This window comes from Paenibacillus polymyxa, assembly GCF_018614975.1.
GTDB lineage: Bacteria > Bacillota > Bacilli > Paenibacillales > Paenibacillaceae > Paenibacillus > Paenibacillus polymyxa_E.
Genome location: NZ_JAGGNR010000008.1, coordinates 761,806 through 786,213 on the forward strand (window position 1 = coordinate 761,806; position 24,408 = coordinate 786,213).

The 24,408-nt window shown below is 46.1% G+C and carries 23 protein-coding genes and 1 pseudogene; 4 read left to right on the forward strand and 20 right to left on the reverse strand.

What is annotated here, in order from left to right; all coding sequences use genetic code 11:
* Positions 1-16: 16 nt before the first annotated feature.
* Complete coding sequence (locus tag J7E78_RS06830) at positions 17-1,531, reverse strand: UxaA family hydrolase (protein WP_215075498.1); 1,515 nt, start codon at positions 1,529-1,531, stop codon at positions 17-19.
* Positions 1,528-3,045, reverse strand: a complete 1,518-nt coding sequence (locus tag J7E78_RS06835; protein WP_215075499.1) for a tagaturonate reductase — start codon at positions 3,043-3,045, stop codon at positions 1,528-1,530. Before J7E78_RS06835 ends, J7E78_RS06830 begins: the two co-directional genes overlap by 4 nt.
* 192 nt (positions 3,046-3,237) lie before the next feature.
* Between J7E78_RS06835 and J7E78_RS06840 the strand changes: the two genes are divergently transcribed.
* Positions 3,238-4,113, forward strand: a complete 876-nt coding sequence (locus J7E78_RS06840) for a helix-turn-helix domain-containing protein (RefSeq protein ID WP_215075500.1) — start codon at positions 3,238-3,240, stop codon at positions 4,111-4,113.
* A gap of 120 nt (positions 4,114-4,233) precedes the next feature.
* Positions 4,234-4,911 (forward strand): tetratricopeptide repeat protein, encoded by a 678-nt coding sequence (locus J7E78_RS06845; RefSeq protein ID WP_311516946.1) that lies wholly within the window; start codon positions 4,234-4,236, stop codon positions 4,909-4,911.
* Between the two features lie 113 nt (positions 4,912-5,024).
* Here J7E78_RS06845 and J7E78_RS06850 read toward each other — a convergent pair whose 3' ends face one another.
* The 15 genes and pseudogenes from J7E78_RS06850 to rpiA all read right to left on the reverse strand — a co-directional run bounded on the left by J7E78_RS06850 (position 5,025) and on the right by rpiA (position 16,342).
* Positions 5,025-6,086: a phosphotransferase enzyme family protein gene (locus tag J7E78_RS06850; protein ID WP_215075502.1), complete on the reverse strand. Its 1,062-nt coding sequence runs from the start codon at positions 6,084-6,086 to the stop codon at positions 5,025-5,027.
* Positions 6,087-6,178: 92 nt separating this feature from the next.
* On the reverse strand, positions 6,179-6,805 hold the full coding sequence (locus J7E78_RS06855) for an SGNH/GDSL hydrolase family protein (RefSeq protein WP_215075503.1): 627 nt from the start codon (positions 6,803-6,805) through the stop codon (positions 6,179-6,181).
* A 199-nt stretch (positions 6,806-7,004) separates the two neighbouring features.
* Entirely contained in the window at positions 7,005-10,172 is a 3,168-nt protein-coding gene (locus J7E78_RS06860) for an MMPL/RND family transporter (RefSeq protein ID WP_215075504.1), read from the reverse strand.
* A complete protein-coding gene (locus tag J7E78_RS06865; RefSeq protein ID WP_215075505.1) occupies positions 10,169-10,627 on the reverse strand; it encodes a MarR family winged helix-turn-helix transcriptional regulator in 459 nt (152 codons plus the stop codon). The genes J7E78_RS06860 and J7E78_RS06865 overlap by 4 nt, the downstream gene beginning before the upstream one ends.
* 219 nt (positions 10,628-10,846) lie before the next feature.
* A complete protein-coding gene (locus J7E78_RS06870; protein ID WP_215075506.1) occupies positions 10,847-11,284 on the reverse strand; it encodes a GNAT family N-acetyltransferase in 438 nt (145 codons plus the stop codon).
* A gap of 55 nt (positions 11,285-11,339) precedes the next feature.
* On the reverse strand, positions 11,340-11,477 hold the full coding sequence (locus J7E78_RS06875) for a hypothetical protein (RefSeq protein WP_215075507.1): 138 nt from the start codon (positions 11,475-11,477) through the stop codon (positions 11,340-11,342).
* Positions 11,478-11,589: 112 nt separating this feature from the next.
* The gene (locus tag J7E78_RS06880) at positions 11,590-12,303 is read right to left on the reverse strand and encodes a class I SAM-dependent methyltransferase (protein WP_215075508.1); all 714 of its coding nucleotides are present in this window, start codon (positions 12,301-12,303) and stop codon (positions 11,590-11,592) included.
* Between the two features lie 17 nt (positions 12,304-12,320).
* Positions 12,321-12,671: a hypothetical protein gene (locus J7E78_RS06885; protein WP_215075509.1), complete on the reverse strand. Its 351-nt coding sequence runs from the start codon at positions 12,669-12,671 to the stop codon at positions 12,321-12,323.
* A gap of 57 nt (positions 12,672-12,728) precedes the next feature.
* Entirely contained in the window at positions 12,729-13,691 is a 963-nt protein-coding gene (locus tag J7E78_RS06890; RefSeq protein ID WP_215075510.1) for an alpha/beta hydrolase, read from the reverse strand.
* 36 nt (positions 13,692-13,727) lie between these two features.
* Complete coding sequence (locus J7E78_RS29980; protein ID WP_215075511.1) at positions 13,728-13,883, reverse strand: hypothetical protein; 156 nt, start codon at positions 13,881-13,883, stop codon at positions 13,728-13,730.
* A gap of 75 nt (positions 13,884-13,958) precedes the next feature.
* Complete coding sequence (locus J7E78_RS29285) at positions 13,959-14,105, reverse strand: hypothetical protein (RefSeq protein WP_311516948.1); 147 nt, start codon at positions 14,103-14,105, stop codon at positions 13,959-13,961.
* Entirely contained in the window at positions 14,057-14,461 is a 405-nt protein-coding gene (locus J7E78_RS06900; RefSeq protein ID WP_251034842.1) for a cobalamin B12-binding domain-containing protein, read from the reverse strand. The genes J7E78_RS29285 and J7E78_RS06900 overlap by 49 nt, the downstream gene beginning before the upstream one ends.
* A 216-nt stretch (positions 14,462-14,677) precedes the next feature.
* Positions 14,678-15,139, reverse strand: a complete 462-nt coding sequence (locus J7E78_RS06905) for a MarR family winged helix-turn-helix transcriptional regulator (RefSeq protein ID WP_017689273.1) — start codon at positions 15,137-15,139, stop codon at positions 14,678-14,680.
* Positions 15,140-15,154: 15 nt separating this feature from the next.
* Positions 15,155-15,643 (reverse strand): annotated as a pseudogene (locus J7E78_RS06910) (GNAT family N-acetyltransferase); the annotation flags it as partial.
* A gap of 27 nt (positions 15,644-15,670) precedes the next feature.
* Positions 15,671-16,342 (reverse strand): ribose-5-phosphate isomerase RpiA, encoded by a 672-nt coding sequence (rpiA, locus tag J7E78_RS06915; protein WP_215075512.1) that lies wholly within the window; start codon positions 16,340-16,342, stop codon positions 15,671-15,673.
* 510 nt (positions 16,343-16,852) lie between these two features.
* Between rpiA and J7E78_RS06920 the strand changes: the two genes are divergently transcribed.
* Positions 16,853-18,595, forward strand: a complete 1,743-nt coding sequence (locus J7E78_RS06920; protein ID WP_215075568.1) for a methyl-accepting chemotaxis protein — start codon at positions 16,853-16,855, stop codon at positions 18,593-18,595.
* A 79-nt stretch (positions 18,596-18,674) separates the two neighbouring features.
* Positions 18,675-22,349, forward strand: a complete 3,675-nt coding sequence (locus J7E78_RS06925; RefSeq protein WP_251034881.1) for a non-ribosomal peptide synthetase family protein — start codon at positions 18,675-18,677, stop codon at positions 22,347-22,349.
* Positions 22,350-22,460: 111 nt separating this feature from the next.
* On the opposite strand, the gene J7E78_RS06930 is transcribed toward J7E78_RS06925, so the two are convergent.
* From J7E78_RS06930 to J7E78_RS06940, 3 genes are all read right to left on the reverse strand, one after another.
* A complete protein-coding gene (locus J7E78_RS06930; protein WP_251034843.1) occupies positions 22,461-23,081 on the reverse strand; it encodes a TraX family protein in 621 nt (206 codons plus the stop codon).
* A gap of 272 nt (positions 23,082-23,353) precedes the next feature.
* Positions 23,354-23,575, reverse strand: coding sequence for a hypothetical protein (locus tag J7E78_RS29985; RefSeq protein ID WP_397330466.1), 222 nt, complete (start codon positions 23,573-23,575; stop codon positions 23,354-23,356).
* 127 nt (positions 23,576-23,702) lie between these two features.
* Positions 23,703-24,176 carry an RbsD/FucU family protein gene (locus tag J7E78_RS06940; protein ID WP_215075514.1) on the reverse strand — a complete coding sequence of 158 codons (474 nt, stop codon included), beginning with the start codon at positions 24,174-24,176 and terminating at the stop codon, positions 23,703-23,705.
* Positions 24,177-24,408: the final 232 nt, after the last annotated feature.

Below are 24,408 nucleotides of genomic sequence, written 5' to 3' on the forward strand. Positions count from 1 at the left end.
TCCATCCAGAATGGATTTAGAGAATCACGCCATCCTTGAATATGGCAATTTCCCGGAATCCATGCTGCTCACTGAGTGTATGTGACCGTCCTGAAGCAATGTCAATCAGCTGGCTGAACAGCTGTACTTTGACCTCATCCATCGTCTGCCCCTCCAACAGCTGGCCTGCGTTAAAGTCAATCCAGTGTTTTTTGCGATTGGCCAGATCGGATTGGGTCGCAATCTTGACGGTAGGTACCGGACCTCCGAAGGGAGTGCCCCGCCCTGTTGTGAAGAGCACGATATGTGCACCTGCTGCAGACAATGCCGTAACAGACACCAGATCATTACCCGGTGCTTCTACAATGTTTAGACCGGTTTGAGTTACACGTTTCCCATAGCGCAGAACGTCAACTACGGAAGAACGTCCTCCCTTTTGCGTACATCCAAGTGACTTTTCCTCAAGCGTTGTGATGCCACCAGCCTTATTCCCAGGTGAAGGATTCTCATAGATGTTCTGGCCATGGTTCACAAAATATTGCTTGAAGCCGTTCACCAAATCCACCAAATCGTGAAATACCTGCTCATTGGCAGCCCGATTCATTAAGATCGTCTCTGCACCAAACATCTCCGGAACTTCCGTCAGAATCGCCGTACCCCCGGCAGCAACCAGCATATCAGCAACTGCACCGACCAGCGGATTGGCTGTAATGCCCGATAAACCATCAGAACCGCCACACTTCAAACCAATTTTGAGTTTGCTGAGCGGAAGCGGCTGCCGCTGTTCATGTTCAGCGATTTCCACAAGTTCTTCCATTAGTCGAAGCCCTTCCTCAAGCTCGTCATCCGTCTCCTGTGCTTTGAGAAACCTTACTTTGCCGCGGTATTCCGGAGCAATACACTCACGGAATTCATCGACCTGATTGTTCTCACAGCCCAGACCGATGACAAGCACGCCTCCTGCATTCGGATGCTCCACCAAGGAGGCCAGCAACTGTTGTGTATACTTCAGATCATCACCAAGCTGTGAACACCCGAATGGATGTGGAAAGTGAAATACACCATCTACCCGGCTTCCAAACTGTGACTGACCCATACGTGCCAAAGCTTCACACACTTTATTGATACATCCAACCGTATTCACAATCCAGATTTCATTACGAATACCTGCTTCACCATTGGGACGTAAATATCCATCGAATGAGCGCAGATGTTCCGGAGGCGTGTCCGTCTGAACCTGGGCCCCCGGTTGGTATTCATATTCAAGCAATCCGTGCAGACCCGTCTTCAGGTTGTGACTATGAATCCAGCTTCCCTGCTCAATCTGCTCTTGGGCAATCCCGATGGAGAAACCATACTTCATCACATCATCACCTGGCGCCAGGGTATGCACAGCAATTTTATGCCCCTTCGGCACGTCATCGAGCAGTGTAAAGGAAACACCGTCTGGCAATGTAATACGTTCTCCTTTGGCATAATCCCGAAGCGCTATAATGACATCATCCTGTGGTTGAATGGCAATCCAGTCATTGATTGTACTTGTTGTGTTCATTTCCCTTCACCTTCCAACAATCCGATTTCACGAACAAGTACTGCACGCAGCCCTTCTCTTGCATCCAGATTTTCGCCCCAGATCAGGGTATCCGACAACACAGCCGCCACCCGGTTATCCAGTTGCTTCTGATCCCTGTTAAGCGTGTCATAACCTTCCCAGTGTGCAGCCAAAGCAGCCAGGACATCCGGGTCATCCCGCAGCAGAATGTCCTCTCCATTCAGTCGTTGTCCCTTGTAACCCTCTGGCGTATTTACCGGACGATAGAGACACAATAATCCAGCAAACCCTTGAATTAAACGTTCTGGCCAACTTCCCTGATGTTGCTCGTAAGACAAAAGTGTAGGCAGCACACGAACCTTGAATTTTCCGATCGTATTCAAAGCAATATCTTGCAATTTGTGATCAATATACGGGTTAAGGAACCGTTCGAACACTTCTTCTGCATACTGGTCCAGTTGATGATCGGGCATATCCAGAGCAGGGACGATCTCCTGATGCACAGCTTCCCTGATCCATGTGCCAAAATGTGGATCTTCCATCGTTTCTCTCACATGCTGCTTGCCTTGGAGAATACCTAGTGATGACATTAAGGTATGTGCCCCATTCAAAATACGAACTTTGCGTACCTGAAAAGGCTTCAGATCTTTCACCCAGTGTACATTGAGACCTGCCTGCTTGAGAGGAAGTTTTTTGTCCAATGATTCATCACCCTGAATGGCCCAGAAATGATAGGGCTCTGCCGTATTAATCAACTGATCCTCGTACCCCCAGCGATTCGTCAGGGAATCGGCTTCCTCCTGGGTCGGCGCACCTGTTACGATTCGATCTACCAGATTGTTCAGGAAGTGATTATGGTTCTCGATCCATGAACGGAAGCCATCCGAATAACCATAATCCTCACTATGACGGAGAACACAACTACGAAGCACGTCACCATTGCCTTCAAGCAGCTCGCATGGCAGATGAATCAAACCTCTGGATGGATCACCATCAAATTTCAAATATCGCTGATACAGGAAAACCGTTAATTTCCCCGGAAATGATTGGACGGGTTCACCCTCGATATAGTCCGCATACGTATATTTCAATCCTGATTCGGTTGTATTGGAAATAACGAACTCAAGTGAAGGCAGTTCCGCCAAGTTCAGAAAGGCATCCCATTCCTCATACGGATTGATACACTGTGAGAAAATGGAGATCAACTCTGTCCGCTCAACCGGCTTTCCTTGAGACAGCCCTCGCGTAATCATCGTATATAATCCGTCCTGATCTCGAATCTGCTCCAGCTTGGCCTTGCCTCCCGGTCGTGGTTGCGTAACAGCTACACTTCCATGGAATTTGCCTTGTCTGGCACTCTCATGAAGCATCCAGTCTGCAAATCCTCGTAAGAAATTACCTTCTCCAATCTGCAAAACCTTCACAGGACGCTCCATAATCTCCTTGCACTTGCGCTGACCATCGCTCCCCAGTAAATTCAGCTTCAACCTTGGCCGTTTTGTGCTTGCCGACATGGACACTCACCTCATCGATTATTTGTACTGTCGGAATGCAGCTCGAAGGCTCTGCACCCTTTTATTGTAAACGCTTTAAATTCATTGTATCATCAATAAAAGGAAATTAAATTGCTTATATTGCGGTAAATATACTCTCTCATGACCAGGTATAACATCTCGTTGAAGACGATCGTCTGGAAAGGAGTCTATATGGAACGTTCACCTGTTCGTACGACTATTCAGGCAGAATCCGGTATTCCGTTCCGCCTGGTGTACAGCGACACCAAATCCCCTCAGAACGAATTGCCAGATCACCTTCACGACTGGCATGAAATTATCTATGTATATCGGGGTCAGGGAAGCATCTTTATTGATACGGGACTTGAGAATATGCAAGAAGGAGATCTGTTCATTATACCGGGCAGCACGGTTCATCGAGCCTTGCCGGATGCAGGCAATCCTGTCACATCTTCCGCATTGTTCTTCAGCCCGGGCTTGCTGGCATCCACCGCCGGAGGTGCTGCTTCTTCTTTGCTAAGCCTGTTTGAACGTTGTCGTAAACAACGCTTGTATAAGAGGCATTTGAACACAGAGGAGCAATTACAGGTGGCCGCCCTCATTGATGATATTCAGACCGAATTCCAGCTCGGTCATCATCTAAGCGCACATGCGGCCCTGTTAAGGCTGCAACTGTTGCTCATTTTTCTGGAACGTCTGGAAGCTGCGGGACCTGCAAATCCGGGTAAATCCGCTCCGGGTCCTTCCTGGCTCTCTTCTACGATCTCTCATATTGATGATAACCTTCGGAATGGCCTTTCCCTCCCTGAACTGGCGCAGTACGCCTCTGTATCCCCTGCCCATTTCAGTCGTGCCTTCAAACGATACACGGGGATGACTCTCACGGATTACACATTAGCGCGAAGAGTTATTATGGCGAAAGAGCATCTGGTGCAAGGTGATGAGACGATGGCAGCCGTTGCCGATGCTTGCGGGTTTGACAGCCTGCCCCACTTTTACCGTCAATTCAAAAAATTAACCGGCACAACGCCCGCAGCTTACCGCAGAACCATGAACAGTTCACGTTAAAATAGAACCAGCCTGGAACATAGGTCCACGCCCTAATCATATATATCCACATATTCTTTCATATGGAAGATGTGGTATGATAATTTCGGTCTGTATTACATCATAAATGGAGTTGAACCTGTGCTTATTAAATTTCTTATCTTTGGGCTTCTATGGCGGATTGTAGGTAATCCGTTCATCGCCATCCTCATTTTACTCGTTATTCTGTATTTCCTGGATCGTCGTTACGTTGGGGTGTTCCCAAGCTTCACCAAACCTCTCAAACGTATGCGTAACATCTCCCGGCTTCGGCAACAGCTTGCCATGAGTCCCAATGAAGTTTCTTCCAAGCTGGAACTGGCTCGCCTGTTAATTGAGCGCAAGCGTTACAATGAGGCACATGCGTTATTGCTTGAACTGGAGCGCCCATACGAACAATCGGCTGAGTACTGGGAGGCATTAGGGACAACTGAGCTTCATTTGGGCAACATCGAAAAAGGCGAACGTCATATTTTGCAAGCCCTCGAGATCAACCCCAGAGTCAAGTACGGACGTCCGTACCTAACCCTTGCTGGAGCCTTCAAAGATACCCATGAGGACAAAGCGCTGGATTATGTGCATCAGTTTCAGGAGATTCATTCCTCTTCCAGTGAAGCTTATTATCTGCTTGGCTCGGTTCACCGTTCCCTTGGGCGCAATGCTGATGCAAAACAGGCATACGAGCAATCGTTGAATGTTTATCGTTCGTTGCCCAAATACAAAAAACGTCAGGAGCGCCGGTGGGCTGTCCGCAGTTGGTTCCGCAAACGTGGATTGTAATGTCATCCGCTATACGCTGTGATTTTCATATATCACTTTTCTAACCAATAAAAGTGCACTGTTCTCTGCCCTCGTATGAGCAGAACCAGTGCACTTTATTCTTAACAACGATATTAATACACCAATATCTCACGCAGTCGTTCTTCATGAAGACGCATCCAGTCAATCCGCTGTTTGAGTTTTACAATCTGCTCCACAGCCACTTCTGGCTCATCTGTACCCTCGAACATCCGACTGATGAAATGCATGACCACATCCAGACTGCGCAGCAAAATCAATCGAGGTATGGCCAGCAACTCTTCCGGTTCCAGGCTGGCCTGTTCCCGAAATCCCCTGATCAGTCCCTCCTGTGCCTGCCACATCCAATCTTCACTCTTGTCCATGGTAAGGAGGTCAGACATCGGAACAGCCAGCTCCATTACCCGCAAATCCCATGTCGCAAATTCAAAATCCAAAATGGCACAGATTTCACCACCCTGCTGATCTACCAATACATTCGAAGCGTTCACGTCCCCATGAACCAATTGATGCGGCAGATGTTCCATTCCCCGCAGAGCTTCAAACAGATCTGGCAGCGCATCTCTCAGTTGCTTCAGCTCATTCGCACATGCGGCCAATTGCTCCGGCGGCGATGTGCATAGCTGTAATAATCGTTCTGGTGAACAGAGCGGATACGCATCCTGAATTCGATAGTATGGTGGATACACAGGTTCAAATGGTATATCCAGCGTAGCCATAACAGAAGACAGGGCGCCTGCCGCTTTACCGAGCCCAATCAATTGATCTGGTGTATGCCAGATGGGATTGACGCCTTCCCTATATTGAAACAGAGTCACAATTTTGGTATGACCAGTCAGGATATCTTTTACAGAAAGGAATGTACCTCCCTCACCAGATAACCGCCTTACAGGTGAAGGTGTATCAAGCATAAAGTTCGAACGTTGGAGGGCTTCCAGCACCTCGTGTTCAAAGGCAATTTTCATCGGATCATTATGTGTTTCATATTGTCTCATGACGTAATTAGTCCCGTCTACATGGAGCATGTAAGTTGAATTATTCATTCCACCCTTTCCACGCTCGCCTTTCCAATCCGATGTGAAACCATATAAGGCCAACACTTCGGATATACGCTGCTGCTCTGAAGGATGGAAGGAACCGGAATCGATGTTTTGCACCAAAAATTAACCCCTTTATCTCACAAAATGAAACTGTCTTCTATTTATCTTAAAGGAAGTCCATCGCTTGGTCTAGTTCTGTTCCAAAGTGATCAAGAGAACGGATAATATCCCGTCCGATTAAGCTGCTCTGCAATGACACGATATCCTCTTGCATTGGGATGTACTCTGTCCCAGAACAACAGTTCACGCTCACGACCTTCAAACCTGTCATACACCTGAGCACACGCATAGTTACCTGATCCCGCTCCATTCAAAAACGAATTATATTGGCGCACCCAGTACGCAGCTTCCGTCGCTTGTGGGTACGGGTTGTACAATCCGATGGATCGGACCATATACTCATTGTTGCCCTTTAACTGCCGAATGTGCCGCATGATCTGGGATACATTACTGCGGGTTTCTCCCAGCACCTGTGTCATTTTACTGGCATTTGGAATGCCATTACTTGCTTTAAACGTACGAATCAGATCATTCCCGCCAATGGATATGGTAATGATATCCGATTCACGGAGCGATTGCCGCACTCTAGGATGCGAAGAGATCATCTGCAACATCTCCCCCGACGTCAGTCCATTTACGCCCATATTTTCCATGGATACAAACGTACGAACATTCATTTCTGCCATTCGCCGATATAAAGGAACAAAGCCGGTGCCCAGCAACGCTCCTGTACCTACCGTTAATGAATCGCCTATAGCCACATATCGATATACCATCCCGCCCGCTCCTCTCTGCTGTGATTTCTCTGAACAATAATGAACTGCTCTATATCTTATGATGAGTGGCAAGACAAGGCGCGGGATGGTGTCCTTAGGCATGCACCTTTCTTTTGCACAAGTTGTAGCTTTCCTGTCAGGGCAAAAAAGAAAAAAGCCCTGCCGCATAACGCGGCAGAGCCTGATTCATTGCAATGCATTACATGCCTATGGTCCGATCCGAATCAACGGAATCTGATTGTTCCTTGTTCGGGAATGGCCACCAGTTGGCCCGGCCAAACATCTTCACCATCACTGGGACGAAGAATGGCAGAAACAGCAGAGAGTACAAGATCAGTCCGCTAAGGACTACTGTGGCAATCTGCATCATCGAGAGAACACCGGATGGATACATGGCAGCAAATGTACCGCTCAGAATGACCGCGGCAGATAGAATAACGGTGCCCATGTTCTTCATCGCGTACAACATCGCATCCTGTACCTTCATGCCTTTGTTCTCATTGAAACGGTCCATCAGGAAGATACTATAATCCACACCGAGTGCAATCAGCATGACAAACCCGAAGAACGGAGTAACCCAGCTAATGCCTGCGAATCCAAGGATATTAACAAAGATCACTTCGGTTAGCGCCATCGATGTGAAATAAGCCAGTAATAAGGAAACGATCAGATACAATGGCATAATGACCGAGCGAAGCAGCACGACCAGAATAATGAATGTACCCGCCAGCATGAGCATTACAGTACGTGTATAGTCGTTATTCGAGATCTCCTGCAAATCTGCAAACGTACTCGTAACGCCACCTATGGCAATGTCTGCTTTTTCAAGCGTACTGCCTTGTACCGCACGATGTACTGCCGCCTCAATGTCAGGAACACGATCAATGGCTTCTGTTCCGTATGGATTTTCGGCGAAAATAACATCAATCGTCATCGTTTTCCGATCTTCGGACAGATACGTATCAAACACCTGTGTGAAGTCTTTGCTGTTCAGTGCTTCATCAGGAACGTACCAGCCTGCCAGATCGGAATCTGGTGAATTTTGCAATTGCGTCAGGTAGTCCTGCGCTGAATCCAGTCCTCCCGAAACCTGCTTGATGCCATCGACACTCTGGTTCAGTCCATCTGTCAGTTGTGTCAGCTGACCACTCAGATCCGAGAAGCCTTGCTGAATTTTCTCCTGTCCACCCTGAAGCTGGCCAAGTCCATTCTGAATGGATGGTATCTCCTTGATAACTTTCCCTTGACCATCAGCAGCCTGTTTGAGACCGGATTGCAACTGACCGATTCCCGTTACAATCTGGCCCAGGCCATCGGCAAGCGCCTTTTGTCCGGCTGCTGCGGAGGCAAACCCTTCATTGGCCTGATTAATTCCAGCAGCGGCTTCCCCAAGTTTGGTCTTAATCTGACCCAAACCTTGAGCAAGCTGCGCTGTACCAGAACCTGTTTCACCAATCGTGCCTTTGATACGCTGGTAATCAGCATCTTGCTGCAATTCAGGATAACGCTCTTCAAGTACTGTGAAGGATTCAGACAGACTGGTTAGAGCTGTTGAAACCCCGTTCAGCTGTTGTTCCAGTTCGCGGGTTCCATCCTCCAGTGCAGCGACCCCTGCTCCCGCCTGACGATAGGCTTCAAGCAACTGATTGTTCGCCTGCGCAAGTTGATCTGCACTCGTTTTGGCTTGCTGGAGCCCTGCTTTCAGATCTCCTGCACCTGCCGAACCATCTCGAATGCCTTTTTCAATCTGCCCAAGTCCCTGACTTAGCTGCGTGATACCCGATTGCAACTGGGAGGTTCCTTTGGTAAGTTCACCTGCTCCATCAGCAGCTTCTTTTAACTGTGGTTCATTTTTACTTAGCTGACTGCTGGCTTCACTCAGGCCATCACGGATTTTGTCCAGACCCGTCTTGCCTTCACCCAGTCCATCCGATAATGTTCCGACTTGCTGTGTAACTTCAAAATCTTTAATCTCATCACCCGTAGGTCGTGTCATACTGCGGACACCAGAGACTCCGGCTACTTTCTCTACTTCCCGGCTGATTTTCTCGGCAACGGCCATATACTTCGCATTATCCATCGCTTCATCGTTCTGAATAACGATCTGACCTGGCAGCGATTCACCCGGACCGAAGCTGTCAGAGATAATGTTGAATGCTTTTACGGAATCATATTTCTCACCAATCTCATCGAGACTGTTGAACGACAATTTACCATCGTAGGTTGCCAGAAGAGGCACACAGACTGCTGCAACGATGAGCAGTGCAGCCCATGGACGTTTTAGTGAAAAGCGACCAGCTGCACCATAGATCTTGCTCTCGGCATGTTCAAGTGAACCCTTTGACGGCCAGAATAACTTCTTGCCCAGCACCGCCATGAAAAATGGCACGATGGTAACTAGAGCAAGCATCATCACAGCAATACCTACAGCTACGGCAACCGCAGAGCGGTACAACATAAACTGGGCAAAGCCAATCGCAATGAATCCAACCAGCACAGCTAGTGCTGAGAAGAGTACCGTTTTACCGGCAGTACGATAGGTAGCAATGATGGCATCCCACGTATTCTCATGATGAGCCAGTTCTTCCTTGAACCGACTGATCAACAGGATGCAGTAATCCGTACCAATCCCGAACATGACTGCGACCATAAAGATCTGTGTAAACGTGGATATCGGGAAGTCGAGCCCATCCACCAGGAATGCGACAATCTGTTGCGATACAATGTAGCTGATCCCCACCGTCAGTAGCGGTACAAACGGAGCTACAAACGAACGGAAGACCAGGAACAGAATAAGTAAAATAAAGACAACAGTAATATATTCCGACTTCTTAAGCCCCTCTTGTGAACTTTCAATGGTGTCCTCATCAATCAGACCTTTACCGGTTATGTAGTGCTCCACATTGACGGACTTCAATGCTTCATTCAGGTCTTCCCGCATTTCCTTGACCGTACGATCTCCCTGATCAATGGATAGCGATGTTAGAATCGTTTTGCCATCAGCTGAGATCATCTTCTCTGACAATTCAGGCTGAGAGAAAGGTTCCAGAATGGACAGAATGCCCAGCTTCTCCTTGTCGGCCTCCAATCGCTTAACGGCCTTCTCTGCCTCTTGTTTCCCTGTAGTACCCAGACCTTCCGGATTATAAAATACAAGAGCGATCTGGCTGCCTTGCTGCTCTCCTTTTTGTGCTGCAGCTTCATTCAAAATCGCTGCTGCCTGGGTGGAAGAGTACCCTTCCGGAACCGAAAACTGTCCCTTTTCCCGAATCAGTTCACTCATGTTAGGGGCAGTAAACATCAACACGGCAGCTACAACAACCCATAGCCCCATTAACCACCATCTTGCTTTTAGTATCGCTCTCATTCGTTCTCCTGTCCTCCTTCATGCGTTAGCAAAGCTGCAAGCTTCTCAAAAGATTCAATGAAAATTCGAACCTCTTCCGGTGTAAAATGAACCAGATACGGCTCCAGAATCTGCTGTATTTCCTGTTCTGTCTCCCTGTATACCTGTCGTCCGGTATCCGTCAGTGTCAGATATACAACGCGGCGGTCGCGTTCATCCCCTGCCCGATGGACCAAATCGCGATCTACCAGCTTGTTGACCAAAGCGGTAATGCTGCTCTTGCCTATGCACAGAAGCTCTGCCAGATCGGAGGGTGTGCAGGAAGGTTTCTCTTCAATCAGACGAAGTGCACAGAACTGATCGGTCGTTATGGTCTGCCCCACTTGTTCGCGTATCCGCGTATCGAACCGCTTGTTTACCAGAAAAGAAGCATCCAAATAACGGTTCACCAAACTTTTTGCATCAGGTGTATTCATTCTTCATTCTCCTTTCCCGAATCCATATAGTTCGCTTAACGAACTATTCTTCTGTGAAACTATTCTATAATGAAACAATCTTATAAAGCAATACTTTTTTCCTGCTTTTTTGATGAAAACGACAAAAAAACAGGACGTCCGACTCAGCTGATTGCCAAATCCAACATCCTGTAATGGTTATAATCCATTTATTTCTTAAAGTAATAAAATGCCTCTGTGCTACTCTTCGTCAGTATCTTCCTCTTTTTCAAGCACACAACGGAATCGCTCCACACCTGGGTATAATTCACCCAGACTATATACCACAAACCCCGTATTCCGATAAAACTCGACGGCTTCCAGCTCGGTCTCAGCAATCAGTCTATCAGGATTGTATGTTGCCAACAGTTGTGAGATCATACCACGTCCATAATTTTTAAAGCGGTTTTCAGGCAAAACCGAGATATGATGAATGGTAACCTCACTTGTTCCTGTCTTCTCATATCCGATCAGACCGATCAATTGTCCCTCATCTTCGTAACCGGCCATTTGCAGTTCGTCTTTCTCTACATATTGTTGCAACGCACGGTTCAAGTGATCCGGATCAGGAAAGACCGAGTAGGACAACAGTTCCTGTACTTCCGGCTCCTGTATGCGTGATTTCAGATTAATTAACACCTTGATTCCTCCTATACCTTGCTTGTTTCCGTTATCGTATTGTAGACGTTAGCCTCTAAAAGTTCAAGTCGTGTGCCGATTCAACTCCGATACCCTCCAGCACATTTTGCTCAGCATTGGTATCGTGATAGCGGTTGCAACCATTCTTTTTCACATAGGATAAAATCTTCCCGTTCTGATCTGCGACAGCCACACGCGTGTGGCTACCTCCTCCATCCCTATTACATATGTATTCATCCTTAACGATCTCCCTTCAGACCACACATTAAAAGTGCCGGGTCCATTGTCAGGTCCCGGCAGAGAGTTTATTGCTTTTGTACAGCAAAACGAAGCAGTTCACAACGAAATTGTGTCGGTTCATCATACTTTTCCTCTTCAATCGTCTGTGTAACCTGTTCCTGAAGCAGAATATTCCAGCCTTTGTAAGCCTTCTCCAGTATACCAATAGCCTCGGCTGTGGGCAGGTTCAGCTCAATTAATGGTTCAATCTCCTTGTCTGTATTGATTTCTTTTTCCTCCACATTGGTACTCATCGTAATACAATGTATGCCCCCTGTACGAGTTCCGGCCTGTAACCGGTCTATCGCTTCCATGAAGGCTTGCTTATTTGAGACATGTTCCAGACAAGAACATGCAGCAATATAGTCAAAATAGTTTGGCTCCACAGCATAATGTTCAACATCTGCTTTCACTGCCCGCACGATATGATCAACCTGATATTCTTTCGCATACTTGCGAAGTCCGTCTATGGCCTCATCCAGCAAATCCACACCGATGACTTCACTCTTCGTTTTTGCAAGACGCTGTGCAATCGGTATCGTATGCCTTCCCACTCCGCATCCCAGATCGAGGACACGCAATTCCTCCTTGTGAGCAAGTAGACGTTCCAGCATATCCATCACCATAGGCATGGGCCTCGACATCCAGGTACCGGAGGCGAATAATTCATTATTCTGATAGAAATTTGAATGATAACCTGCCTCTGCTTTTCGCGCAGCCTCAAATTGTTCGTTTCCCATTAAAACACCCCCATCGTTTAGAAGTTAAACGTCAATGTCCCAGTACCGGCGAATAGAATGGTTGAAAAAATGATCATGATGACGAATCCAGCCGTTACAAGCAATTTACCCGTATCCCTCTTGTATGAACTGTCGTTAAATAACATGACTCCACCAATGGAAATAGCCACCGGAGCGAGAAAAAGCGTAATCAGTACAAGCAAGACGATGGAATAACGATCCAATACCGATTCTTCATATTCGGTCATATAAGGTTGTTCAGGCATTGTCGTTTTTGTGGTAACCAGATTACCACAAGATTTGCACTTAAACTCATCTTCTTCCATTCCCTCATGGCAGTAAGAACATCTCCTTTGTGTGCGCGCCATCTTCCGCCTCCTTCCACATCTGTCCTATCAATGAATACCCATAATACAATACGAGAATCATTTGATTACGGATGCTGGTTGCGACAGATTGTTCTTCATAAAGGATTCCAGTGCAGCCTCATATCCAGTGCGATCAACTTGAAACGCTGTGCCATGACCCGCACGGGGGACGGTCAGCAATTCCTTTTTGGTTGGGCAACCTTCATACAATCTGTACACCATTTCCGTTGGTACAAACGTATCAGCCTCACCGTGGATGAATAACACGGGAACGTTAACTTTGGCAAGCTGCTTAAGAGCCGAAGCCTCTCTAAAGGAATACCCTGCTTTCCACCGGGAGATCAGACTTGTGACAGGTATAAACGGAAATGCAGGAAGTTTGTATAATTGCTTTAACTGGAATGTCAGTTCTTCTTCTACGGAGGTATACGCACAATCAGAGACAATCGCTTTAACCTGAATCGGCAGGACTTCACCACCTGTCATCAGTACGGTTGCTCCTCCCATGGATATGCCGTGCAATATGATTTCCCCTTGTGTACCCACTTTTTCAAGCACCCAGTTGGTCCACTGGACATAATCCTTCCGATCTAACCAGCCAAAACCGATGATATCACCTTCACTCTGTCCATGACCTCGATCATCTGGCATAAGTACGTTATAACCGTGCTTTTCCGCATAAAACCGGGCAAATCCAGCCATTTCTCTGCCTCTACCCGAATAACCATGTGCCAGAATAACCGTCTGATCCGACCCTTTATTGGAACCGAGCCATGTACCATACAGTTTTAATCCATCATGTGATTGAAGAGATATTTCTTCTGTAGGCTGAGCATCCAACCACTTCAGGTCAGAAGCACTGCTAATGATTTCATTGTCCGGTTCAGGCATCAGATTCGGATTATCCACCAAAAACGTTTTTGGTGTACGGCGAATGGCCGTTTTGAAGAAATAAAGCCCACCTGCCCACAAAAGAGCAAGAACGATCAGCACCAGTGCTGCAAGTACGTAGAATAACATGAACGAGCCCTACCCTCTTTCCTTATTAAGATATGTTCAATCTTTACTTACTCGTTGCAGTGACTCACATGCTGCTTGATAGGCGGGTAACAAAGCATCCAGCAAAGGTTCTGCTTTCCGTGATTGACCTTCCTTCGCGAATTGCTCTATCCGGGCAAACAAAGTAGATAAATAACGAATCCCCAGACTCAAACTTCCTGATTTCAGATCATGGGCTACTCGGATGCAGCAACATGGTCGCCGGACACAATATGTCTGCGCATCACCTCAATCTTGCCAGATGTTTCGGTACGATACATGTCCAACAACATCGCCCTGATGCCACTCTATAGCCTCTATTACACTTCCATTGGGAACATTGGCTCCTAGATAATCGGTATCCCAACCTTCCATCTCGAACACATCTGTGAGCATACGCAGTCCGATCTCATGTTGTTCACTGCTACACAGATAGCAACTAGCCTTCTATCCTGACCCGTATGAATCAACCAGCGAGAATAGAGACGTGATATGAATGACTGGGTCGCTGCCGTACAAAAGTGTTCTTGCCCCACACTGATACGATGGCATTGCCACAATCGTCCAATTTCATATTGGGTGGGCTGAAAGATATATCGATAAATATCACGAATCGTCACCCCAGCTTCTAACTGGGCTTCAATGATCTCGAACGCTTCTTTCCGTTTATTCTCAAACAAACACTGCAAGTACGATTGCGCGGCATTTCCATATGGCATGGATTCGTTGATGTAACCCGCCTGTGACTCCAAGTAACTGACTTCCAATCGGGATAGGTTCTTCTACTTGATCCAATCCATCCATTCCGCTCTTAATCGTTCTGTTCCATTATACATGAACTTTCGATAATCATGTTTTACACACGATGAATGTATAGAACAATCTTCCTATTTTATGGAGGGCCTTGCAAGTCAGCCAGCCAGTATAAGCCTGTACTTTTGGAGTTCCACAAAAAAAACTGACCTGCGTTATGAACGCAAGTCAGTTTTCCCTTCTGCCGCCAGTCCCAGCTTCTTCAACATCTTAATCGCATCCACTTTCTCGGAAGGATCAAGTCCTTCCAAAGCATCAATGATGACCTGATGATGTTGAGGAAATATCTGTGTGAACAATTCTCTTCCTTCCTCGGTTAACTCAGCGTAAATGACACGCCGATCTTCCTTGGATGGTCGACGAAACAACAGATTTTTATTTTGCAACTTATCTACAACATACGTAATATTACCACTGGACATTAACACCTTTTCACCAATCTTTTGCAATGCCTGTGGTCCCTTATGATATAACAAATCAAGCACACCAAATTCTGTCGTATTCAGACCATGACTCTGGATGTCCCGATTGGAACGTGAGGTCACAGAATTGTAGGCCCGAACAAGAACCACAAATAATTGTAAAGACAGTTCCCGGTTGTCCTCCGTGTTCAGCATTTCAATAATCCTCCATCAGTTGTTTACATTTCGGCTCGTATGAGAGGCCAGCTTCTGCTCCCACTCCTCACGGAGCATCCCCATACGAATTGAATCATAGTACTGCCCTCGAACGATGCGACACTTCCGCATTCGCCCCTCCACCTGTAATCCGGCTTTCACAGCCGCACGCATCATACGTTCATTACCAGACCAAGTAGTCAATCCAACCCGAACCAAAGGCATCTGTTCGAACAAATGACTTGACCACATGACAAGTGAGCGTGTGCCAACCCCGCGTCCCCACTGGACAGATCTGTATATTACAATCCCCATTTCCAGCCACATGGATAACTCATCTTCTATGTAATAGCTGATTGTACCCACAATTTGTCTGTCGGATTCTATAATACGGATCGATACCGGTTTGGAATCACTTGGATCTACGTCCAACCGTTTGAGCATACCTTGTTCAAAACTTTCATAACTTTCGTGTTTAAGTGGGTAATAGGGTGCATCCCATTGCTTCCATTCAGGTTCGTCATCACTGTATTAAGAACGATGAAGCTCTTCAATACTTCCGTCCGCATTGGCAAGAATGACTGTACTGGCCATATCAACAAATAGCCCGTTATCAACAACACCTGGTAACATGTTCAATTGAACATTCAGGTCCGCAGCGTGATCAATCGCCTCCAAGTGGCAATCCGCTATCAGGTTTCCGTTGTCCGTCCGATAACGTTGCTGTCCATCCATCCGCCACTGTGGTTGACACCCCAGTTTTTCGAGCGCCTGGAAGGTCCACTCAGAAGCAAATGGAACAACCTCAACCGGAAGCGGGAATTTCCCCAACTTTTGCACGGCTTTGCTGCCATCCGCTACAATAATCAATTTGTCACTATTGGCCGCCACGATTTTCTCACGCAGAAGAGCCCCGCCCCCCCCTTTAATCAGGTTAAATTCGGGATCGACTTCATCAGCGCCATCAATGGTCAGATCCAGACGTCCAATCTGGTCAAATGGGACGATGGGAATCCCCCATTCACGGGCAAGCTTGTCCGAAGCCTCCGAAGTGGCAACCGCTTGAATGTTCAGTCCATCACGCACGCGCTCACCGATTCGGCAGATGGCATAATAAGCTGTTGAACCTGTACCTAATCCAACCTTCATTCCATCTTCAACATATTCTGCCGCACGCTCTGCTGCTATCTGTTTAAGATTCATCTATAAACCCCCGCTGCTCATAATTTGAGAAATGCATATGTAGTTATTATAGATAAAACCGCTTCCGATGTATATCCGTGCCTTCTGTTGCATCTTTGCCAACATATTTTTGTTTTGTTGAAGGATGTATTTTTACCCACCATGTTATAGAATACAGAATGAAGCTAAAAAATGGGAAATTTAAAAATAAACAGTTCTAAATACCTATAAACCATCTGATATGTCCATAAATACGTAAAATATTAAAATATATTTAACGATACTATTCAATTTAACGACATTTTATACGACATATTAATTATAGATGTGTTTTAATAATTAGACACCTATGGTTCATACGGTACATAAGTCTCTACGAAAGCGACTGATAATCCAAGACCATGGTCGCATAAATTTCCTTTGGAGGGGATTATGGAATGATCTAGTTCACTGTACCAAAGCAACCCTAAAGTTTCTTAATTTAAAGAAGATCAGGAGTGGAATTTAGTGAAATCATTAAGCTGGAAAAGCATGTCATTTTTTTCTAAAAATTTGTTACTCTCATTTACGAATATCATTATCATCGGGGTAGCACTTATCGCAAGCAGTTACTATTTTCAGAAAACGGTTCTAGTCGATCAATTGCATGGACAGGTTGCACAAATCACCAAGAAGTGGGCTGAAGATATCAACCCAGCCGATGTACAAGCTGCTATTGATGAAGGCGGTTATGACGGAGCAACACAAACGAAATTACGAGCGTATTTCGATGAGATGCAAGAATATTATCCTAACATTGCACAAGCCTACATCTTCGGTGTTGAGCTCGGTGGCGATAACAAGAGATTAACTTCCCTTGTAGCGATGCCGACCAACCTAAGAGAGGCTTTTCAAAGTGAGAACGTAAATATTGGTGACATGTATGAGCAACCGGTCGTTGTAGCCAATGCACTGAAAGAAATGCTTAATACGGATCGCCCGACATTCACAACATTTTATTCCGATGATTTCGGTACATGGACAACCATTGCATATCCAATCAAAGACAGCAACGGTAAGATTTTCTCATATTTTGCCGTTGATGCAGATGCATCAGCCGTACCCGCGGGACTGAACTCCTTGCTCAAAAACGGAATTATCATCCTTGTGGCCTTCTTGCTGTTATTCCTGATTATCCAATACCTTGTAGTTAAAAACACACTTTCCCCTATCCGTCACTTGATCAAAGGAATTGATGACGTCAGTCGGGGTAATTTGAATGTCAACATTCCGACAGGCAAAGACGATCTGGGACTCGTTAACGAGAAGTTCAACACCATGGTTCGCAAAATCAACGATACTATCGTAAAAGTGCAAATCACATCACAAGAAGTAAATCAGTCTGCCAAAGAGTTATATGAAGTTTCCGAGCGCAACAGTGAGAATGCAGATTCCATTAATAATAATGTGACTCAAATCACTTCCAACATTCGTTCACAGGAACAGGCAACCCGGGATAGTGCACGTGCCATGTCCGAGATGGCTACCGTAATCCAGACGATTGCCAGCAGCTCGGCAAGTGTAGCGGATGAAGCCTATGAGATGGAACGTCGTTCGCAACAAGGTAATAGCGTTGTCCGTCAGGTATCTGAACAGATGAATCTGATTACGGAATCGGTTAAGAATACCGCTTCTGCCATTGAGGTTCTGGAGAGTCGTTCACAGGAAATCGGCGATATTCTCAATATCATCTCGGGAATCTCCAGCCAGACAAACTTGCTTGCTCTTAATGCATCCATTGAAGCAGCTCGTGTTGGTGAAGAAGGAAGAGGATTTGCAGTTGTTGCAGGTGAAGTACGCAAACTTGCCGAGCAGTCTGAACAAGCGACCAGCCAGGTTGGCGTATTGATCCAAGAGATTCAAGCTGGAATTAAACAAGCTGTACGTGCAATGGAACAAGGTACGTCAGAAGTAGATACAGGGCTCAGCGTAGCCGATCAAACAGGACAACTGTTCGAAGATATTTTAGAAGCAGCGAAAAAAGTATCTAATCAGATTCAGGAAGTATCAAGTGCGACGGAAGAAATCTCTGCGGGTACGGAGGAAATGACCGCTACAGCGGATGATTTGTCTTCAAGCGTAAGTAAAACAGCAAACAGCAGTGAACAAATTTCCTTATCTGTTGATGAGCAGAAAGCATCTTTAATAACACTGGTAGACTCCTCCACACGCCTTAACAGCATGTCTGAGGAACTGCAAGAACTGATCTCTCATTTCAATGTAAGCAAACAATAATGTATATCCACAAACATTCGGTTTGAACCAAGGAGGAATAACTGAAGTGATTGAAAAACAACCATCTTCTTCCCATTCCATGGAATCCAGCTTGCCAGTTCTGCAGATTCCACTGGATTTTGGGCGACGTCAACAATCATTCTCCTATCAGTCTGCTCAAATCACATTACATGCTTCTCTGAGCCGTGAACTTAAACAGAAGTATGGAGAACAGATGGTGTACCCGATACTCCTCTCAGCTTATGCAGCCTTGTTATTCCGATTGTCAGCTGAACAGGAACTTGCCATAGGTATACTTTCCCCCGATCAGGCAGCTTCCTATCTTTCATTACAGATTCAGGGGAAATTGACCTTCAGCCAACTATGTCATCAGGTGTCAGAGCAGCTCAAGATTGAATACACGTTGCAAAACGGTGGATACCCTGAAACGTTTTTTATGCTGAATAGTGTACAGTTGCCTCAAGCTCCTCAAATATTAAACTGGAACGTTCGAGATGATCAGAACATGCTCATCCTCGATCTGTTCTATGATAGTTCACTGTTGAAAGAGTCTACCGTGCTGAGATATGCAGAATATTATCAGACTCTTCTACTCGCCCTTATGCGTGACGGTGAGAAAGCAATCGGTACGGTAGATATTCTTTCCGCCTCAGATCGATTGCTTTACCGTGAAATGAATGATACTTCTGTTCTCGAACCAGAGAATCAGACGGTTCATGGCTGGTTCGAAGCAACGGCAGCAGCATATCCGGATTCACCGGCGATAACATCGCCATTCAAAAGTTATACGTACAGGGAATTGAATGAACGAGCTAATCAGGTTGCACGTGTTCTGTTATCCAACGGATTGCAGAAAGGTGAATTCGTCAGTATCTTTATGGATCGAAGTCCGGAGACCATCATCTCCCTGCTTGGTATTCTGAAGGCAGGTGGTGCATATGTTCCGATCGACCCTGAGCATCCACAAGAACGTAACAGTTATATCGTGGCAGATACGGCGTCCTCATTCGTGCTGACAACGGAAGCCTCGTTTGCCCAAGCTTCCAGCTTGTTCTCCAGTATAGCTACAGTCCGTCAGATTCTCGCTGTGGATGGTCGTTTAGCCGGATTTGCAGCAAGTAACCCCAATCTGGATATACAGCCAGACGATCTTGCGTATATTATCTACACGTCAGGGTCGACCGGTAAACCCAAAGGTGCACTGATTGCCCACCGGGGTGTAACCAATCTTGGCAGTGTGGTTCAGCGTGATTGTGACATTCAACCAGGTGATGTATTAACCCAGTTTGCTACATACAGCTTCGATGCATCCGTGTGGGATACCATTGGCGCCTTGTTCTATGGAGCAGAATTATATCTGTTGTCTGCGGAAGAACGTGTATCCGTTGAAGAATTCGCAAGTGCAATCGAACGGACAGGAACAACCATCATTACGATACTGCCTACGATTTTCTTCAATCAGCTTGCTTCCTACTTATCCGATGAAGGTTTCCACAAGCTGGCCAAAGTCAGAATCATTACTGTAGCCGGAGAAGCCCTATATGGTGAACAGGTTCGTGCCTTCCAGCGCAAATTTGGAAACCAGATTGATATTGTTAATGTGTATGGACCTACCGAATGTACAGTAGCCACAGCTACTCACCGCATAAGTGAGCAGGTTCCAGAACATGTGGTGAACATCCCCATTGGTAAACCGATTCATAACTACAAAGTATACATTGTAAATGAAGAACAACAGCTCTGTCCGGCAGGTGTACCTGGTGAGGTATATATTGCTACCCCTGCACTGGCCAAAGGTTATCTGAATCAGCCAGAACGTACAAAGCAAGCATTCATTGAGAATCCGTTTGCGATAGGTGCGAAAATCTACAAATCTGGCGATATTGCCAAATTGCTGGATACCGGGTTGCTGGAATATGTTGGTCGCAGTGACTCACAGCTAAAAATTCGTGGTCACCGCATTGAGATCGGAGAGATTGAAGATCACTTTGCACGGCTTGATCAGATCCAGAACGTTGCCGTCATTCCGAAGAAAGAATCCGATGGACAAAATATGCTGGTTGGTTACTTTACATCGAAAGATGGCAGTACCCTTTCTGTTTCGGACATCAAGGCAGAACTGACGGAGAAACTTCCTTCTTATTTTGTACCGAAGTGGATCTGTCAGCTGGATGAAATGCCGATTGCACCAACTGGAAAAATCAATCGCAAAGCGATGGTATCCCTGCCTCATGTGGAAAGACATGAAGATCGTCCTGACCGGGTCATGCCTGAGACGGAGACGGAATCCATTATCCTGGACGCATGGAAAGAAATCCTTCAGCATGATGACTTCGGTGTCGAAGACAGCTTCTTCAATATCGGTGGTGATTCACTCCGGGTCATTCATGTACTGGTCATTCTGAAGCCACATTATCCGCAACTGAAAATTGCCGACTTCTTTGCCGAGAAAACAGTCCGCGCTCTCGCTCGTCGTGTGGAAGTATTGTCTCTCAGTCCTGCAGAAGTTACGGATTCAGTGGTGACCGAAGGCATGATTACACAATTATCCGAACACCCTGTCGAGCTAACATCCCAGTTAGGTTATCCGCTCATTCGTGAACCTGAGCATGTGTTACTGACCGGAGCGACTGGTTATCTGGGCTCTCATGTGCTGCAACAGTTAATTCTGAATTCCAGTACACGAATCTACACCCTTGTTCGTCGACCATCCAATGGAATAACTGCAATGGAACGTTTGACTAAAGTGCTGGAAGGCTATTTCGGCAAACAACTGACTGACCAGCTCTCCACTCGCGTGGAGATTATAGAAGGGGATCTCGAACAACCTAATCTCGGTCTGTCCGCTGACCAAACAATTTATGTTCAGGAACGAATTGACCGTGTCATCCACTGCGCTGCAGACGTCCGTCATTTCGGCGATGCCGATCAGTTCGCCAAAACGAATGTGAAAGGAACGGTCGCATTGCTAGACTTGATTCACAGCAAACCAGGTGCTTCCTTCCACCATGTATCCACGATGGGTATTCCGGAAGATCTCGCACTCAGCGGACAATGGGAATCCTCGTTGCAATATGATCGGTTCCCTGCTGACTTGCATGTGGACAACCTGTATTCGGACAGCAAGCTTGAAGCCGAGAAAGTGCTCATGATTGCCGCCGAGCAAGGTGTACCTGTCAGCATCTATCGTGCAGGTAATCTCACTTGCCACTCCGAAACTGGGCGCTTCCAGTCCAATATTGATAGCAACGCCTTTTATCGCATGATCAAAGCGATGTTATTGCTCGGCAAGGCTCCTGCCGCGAACTGGATGGTTGATTTTACACCTATCGATTATGCAAGTGAAGCCATTGTTCATCTGGCCTTACGTCAGGATACAGCAGGTCGTGTATTCCACATCTGTAATCCGGAGCCGATCCGCTATGATGAGCTGATCCGTTCTGTGAATCGGGCTGGTTATGAAGTTGAAACGCTACCTTTTGCGGATTACACACGTTGGTTATTCGATGCCAGCATCAGCAAGGAGCCGGAAGCTCTTCAGTTGGCTATTGCACAGCTCGAAGGTGACGGTGCGAAGGATTCAGCATATGTCTATGCTTGCCCTGTCACAACGGCTTATGTGGAACCTGCCGGAATCTCATGTGCGAGAACAGACGATCGCTTCATCTCCGCCATGTTAGACTACGCCGTTCAGATTGGGTATTTCCCGACTGCAATTCGGCGCCATAATGGCACTTCTACAGCAATGGAGTAAGTTCACTCTATCATTAGCAATTAATTAATAAGGTCACACGAAGAGAAGCCATCTATCGTCATTCACTGACGATAAGATGGCTTCTTTACTTCGCATTTTTGGATCATTCTTTCAGACCCATCGGATAATTGCAATGATGACAAGATGCGCTGGATAGAAATAGCGCCAGACCCAACGTGGCCCCTTCATACGGAATCCCGCTTGGTAATACTGAGCAATAGCAATGCCGGCGGTTGCGAGCACACTATACATTTGCACAGAGCTGTTATGCAGCAGAAGATATAGTGCATTTAACAAGACATGTGCCACGACAAGCACAGGACCCTGGAAATAACGGAATAACAGAACCAATAACAACCCGTACATCCCGTAATCCATCTGGCTAATTTCCATGAACCAACCTGCTCCAATTACAATAGGAATCCCCAGTAGTTTAGATGGTAATTTATCAATAACGAATAATACCAACAGGGCTGACCACAATGTCCATACCACGTTCAGAGAATAATGATTAAACGCAGCCATGAACGGCACCTGTGATATGATCGCGATCCAGAACAGCCGCCATATGTATTTTTGTACGTCTCGTGTATGTTTATAACCGATATACACTGCAAAAGCATAGATTGGAAAAGCGATACGACCTATAATCCTCAGTTCTATAATATGTGGAAAAAAGACAGCCCCTATATGATCTATTAACATCGTGATCATGGCAATCCACTGCATCATGTTGCGACTCCCCTCCTTGTTCCCGACGACACGAGTCTGCCATTCATTTATATAGTTCGTCTTTTGGTACAACCTCTTATACATTATGTTCATAATACATGAATTGGGTATCCTGTGCATATCCTTCGGATTCATATAAAGCTTGCGCCTGCGTGTTACTTAACGCATAAGCCATTCGAGAGTGGCTTTTCTGCTACCAAGATCACCGATTCATGGCGTTCCATTCGTTCTCTAATATACTGACGTGCTGCCTCAATGTCAGCATTTTGGTTTTAGAACATCCTGTACTCATTGAACAATTGTCCCACTTCGTTACAATCTGGAAGACCCGCTTGTCTGATTCGGTGCTGCATTTCACTCACCTCCTCTGGAATGGAGACCAGCGTCTCTTTGTTTGTATTTCTTTCAATTGTAAAACAGTCCTTTCTTTTTCCCCATTCATCATCTGCATCAAAGTTTGTAGTATCTTGAGCAGTGAGCTGACATTCATTCATGCGCGCTCCCAGATTGCATCGTGCTTATCTAGTCCATGCCAATTCTGTACGTTTTGTTATATTGACTCCGCAATGGTAAAAAATAAAAAGGCGACCAAAGCATCCTCTGCTCCGTCGCCGTAATTATTCAGTTCGATTCAGCATTCTGCTGTTCCTGACCAGGATCAGCATCGGGGAAAATGACGCCTTTCTTCAAAATCAGATTGGCATATTGCGCGCGCTCACCAGTTGCAACAATCACATAGGCATTCGAAGCACGTTTATAAAAATCAAATCGCTCTTCATGATCAAAAGCATCCGTAATGCCTTCGTATTCTTCAATCAACCGGCGGTAGTCTTCCCATATGATCGGTACTACCTGATCTCCTTCTACAACCTGCATGACAGCAGCGGGACGTTTGGCATAGGTATCCAGTGGATATAGTTGCAGGATGGCATCCAGCAGTTCAACGACTCCCAGTGCATCACAGCGTACCAGTCGCTTGGCATGACTGGCTGCGGGGAAATTGCCATCCGCCAGAACCAACTCGTCTCCATGACCCATTTCAGACATGATTTTGAGTAACTCTGGAGGTATTATTGCGGGTATATTCTTTAGCATACACAGCTCTCCTTGGTCATCTCCAACATTAGTTAGAGCAAATTGGTTTTCTCCACTCTTCAAGCACGTTAGACACCGATTCCATAAGAGCGGTTTCATAACTATTCTAACAGTATTTTTAGATCATTGCACAGCGCACACGTACGTTCGATATGAGAATATTTCATTTTGACAAAAAAACTTGTTTGACATATAGTTGTTATAACAACTAATTAATTGGGACATTTTATTA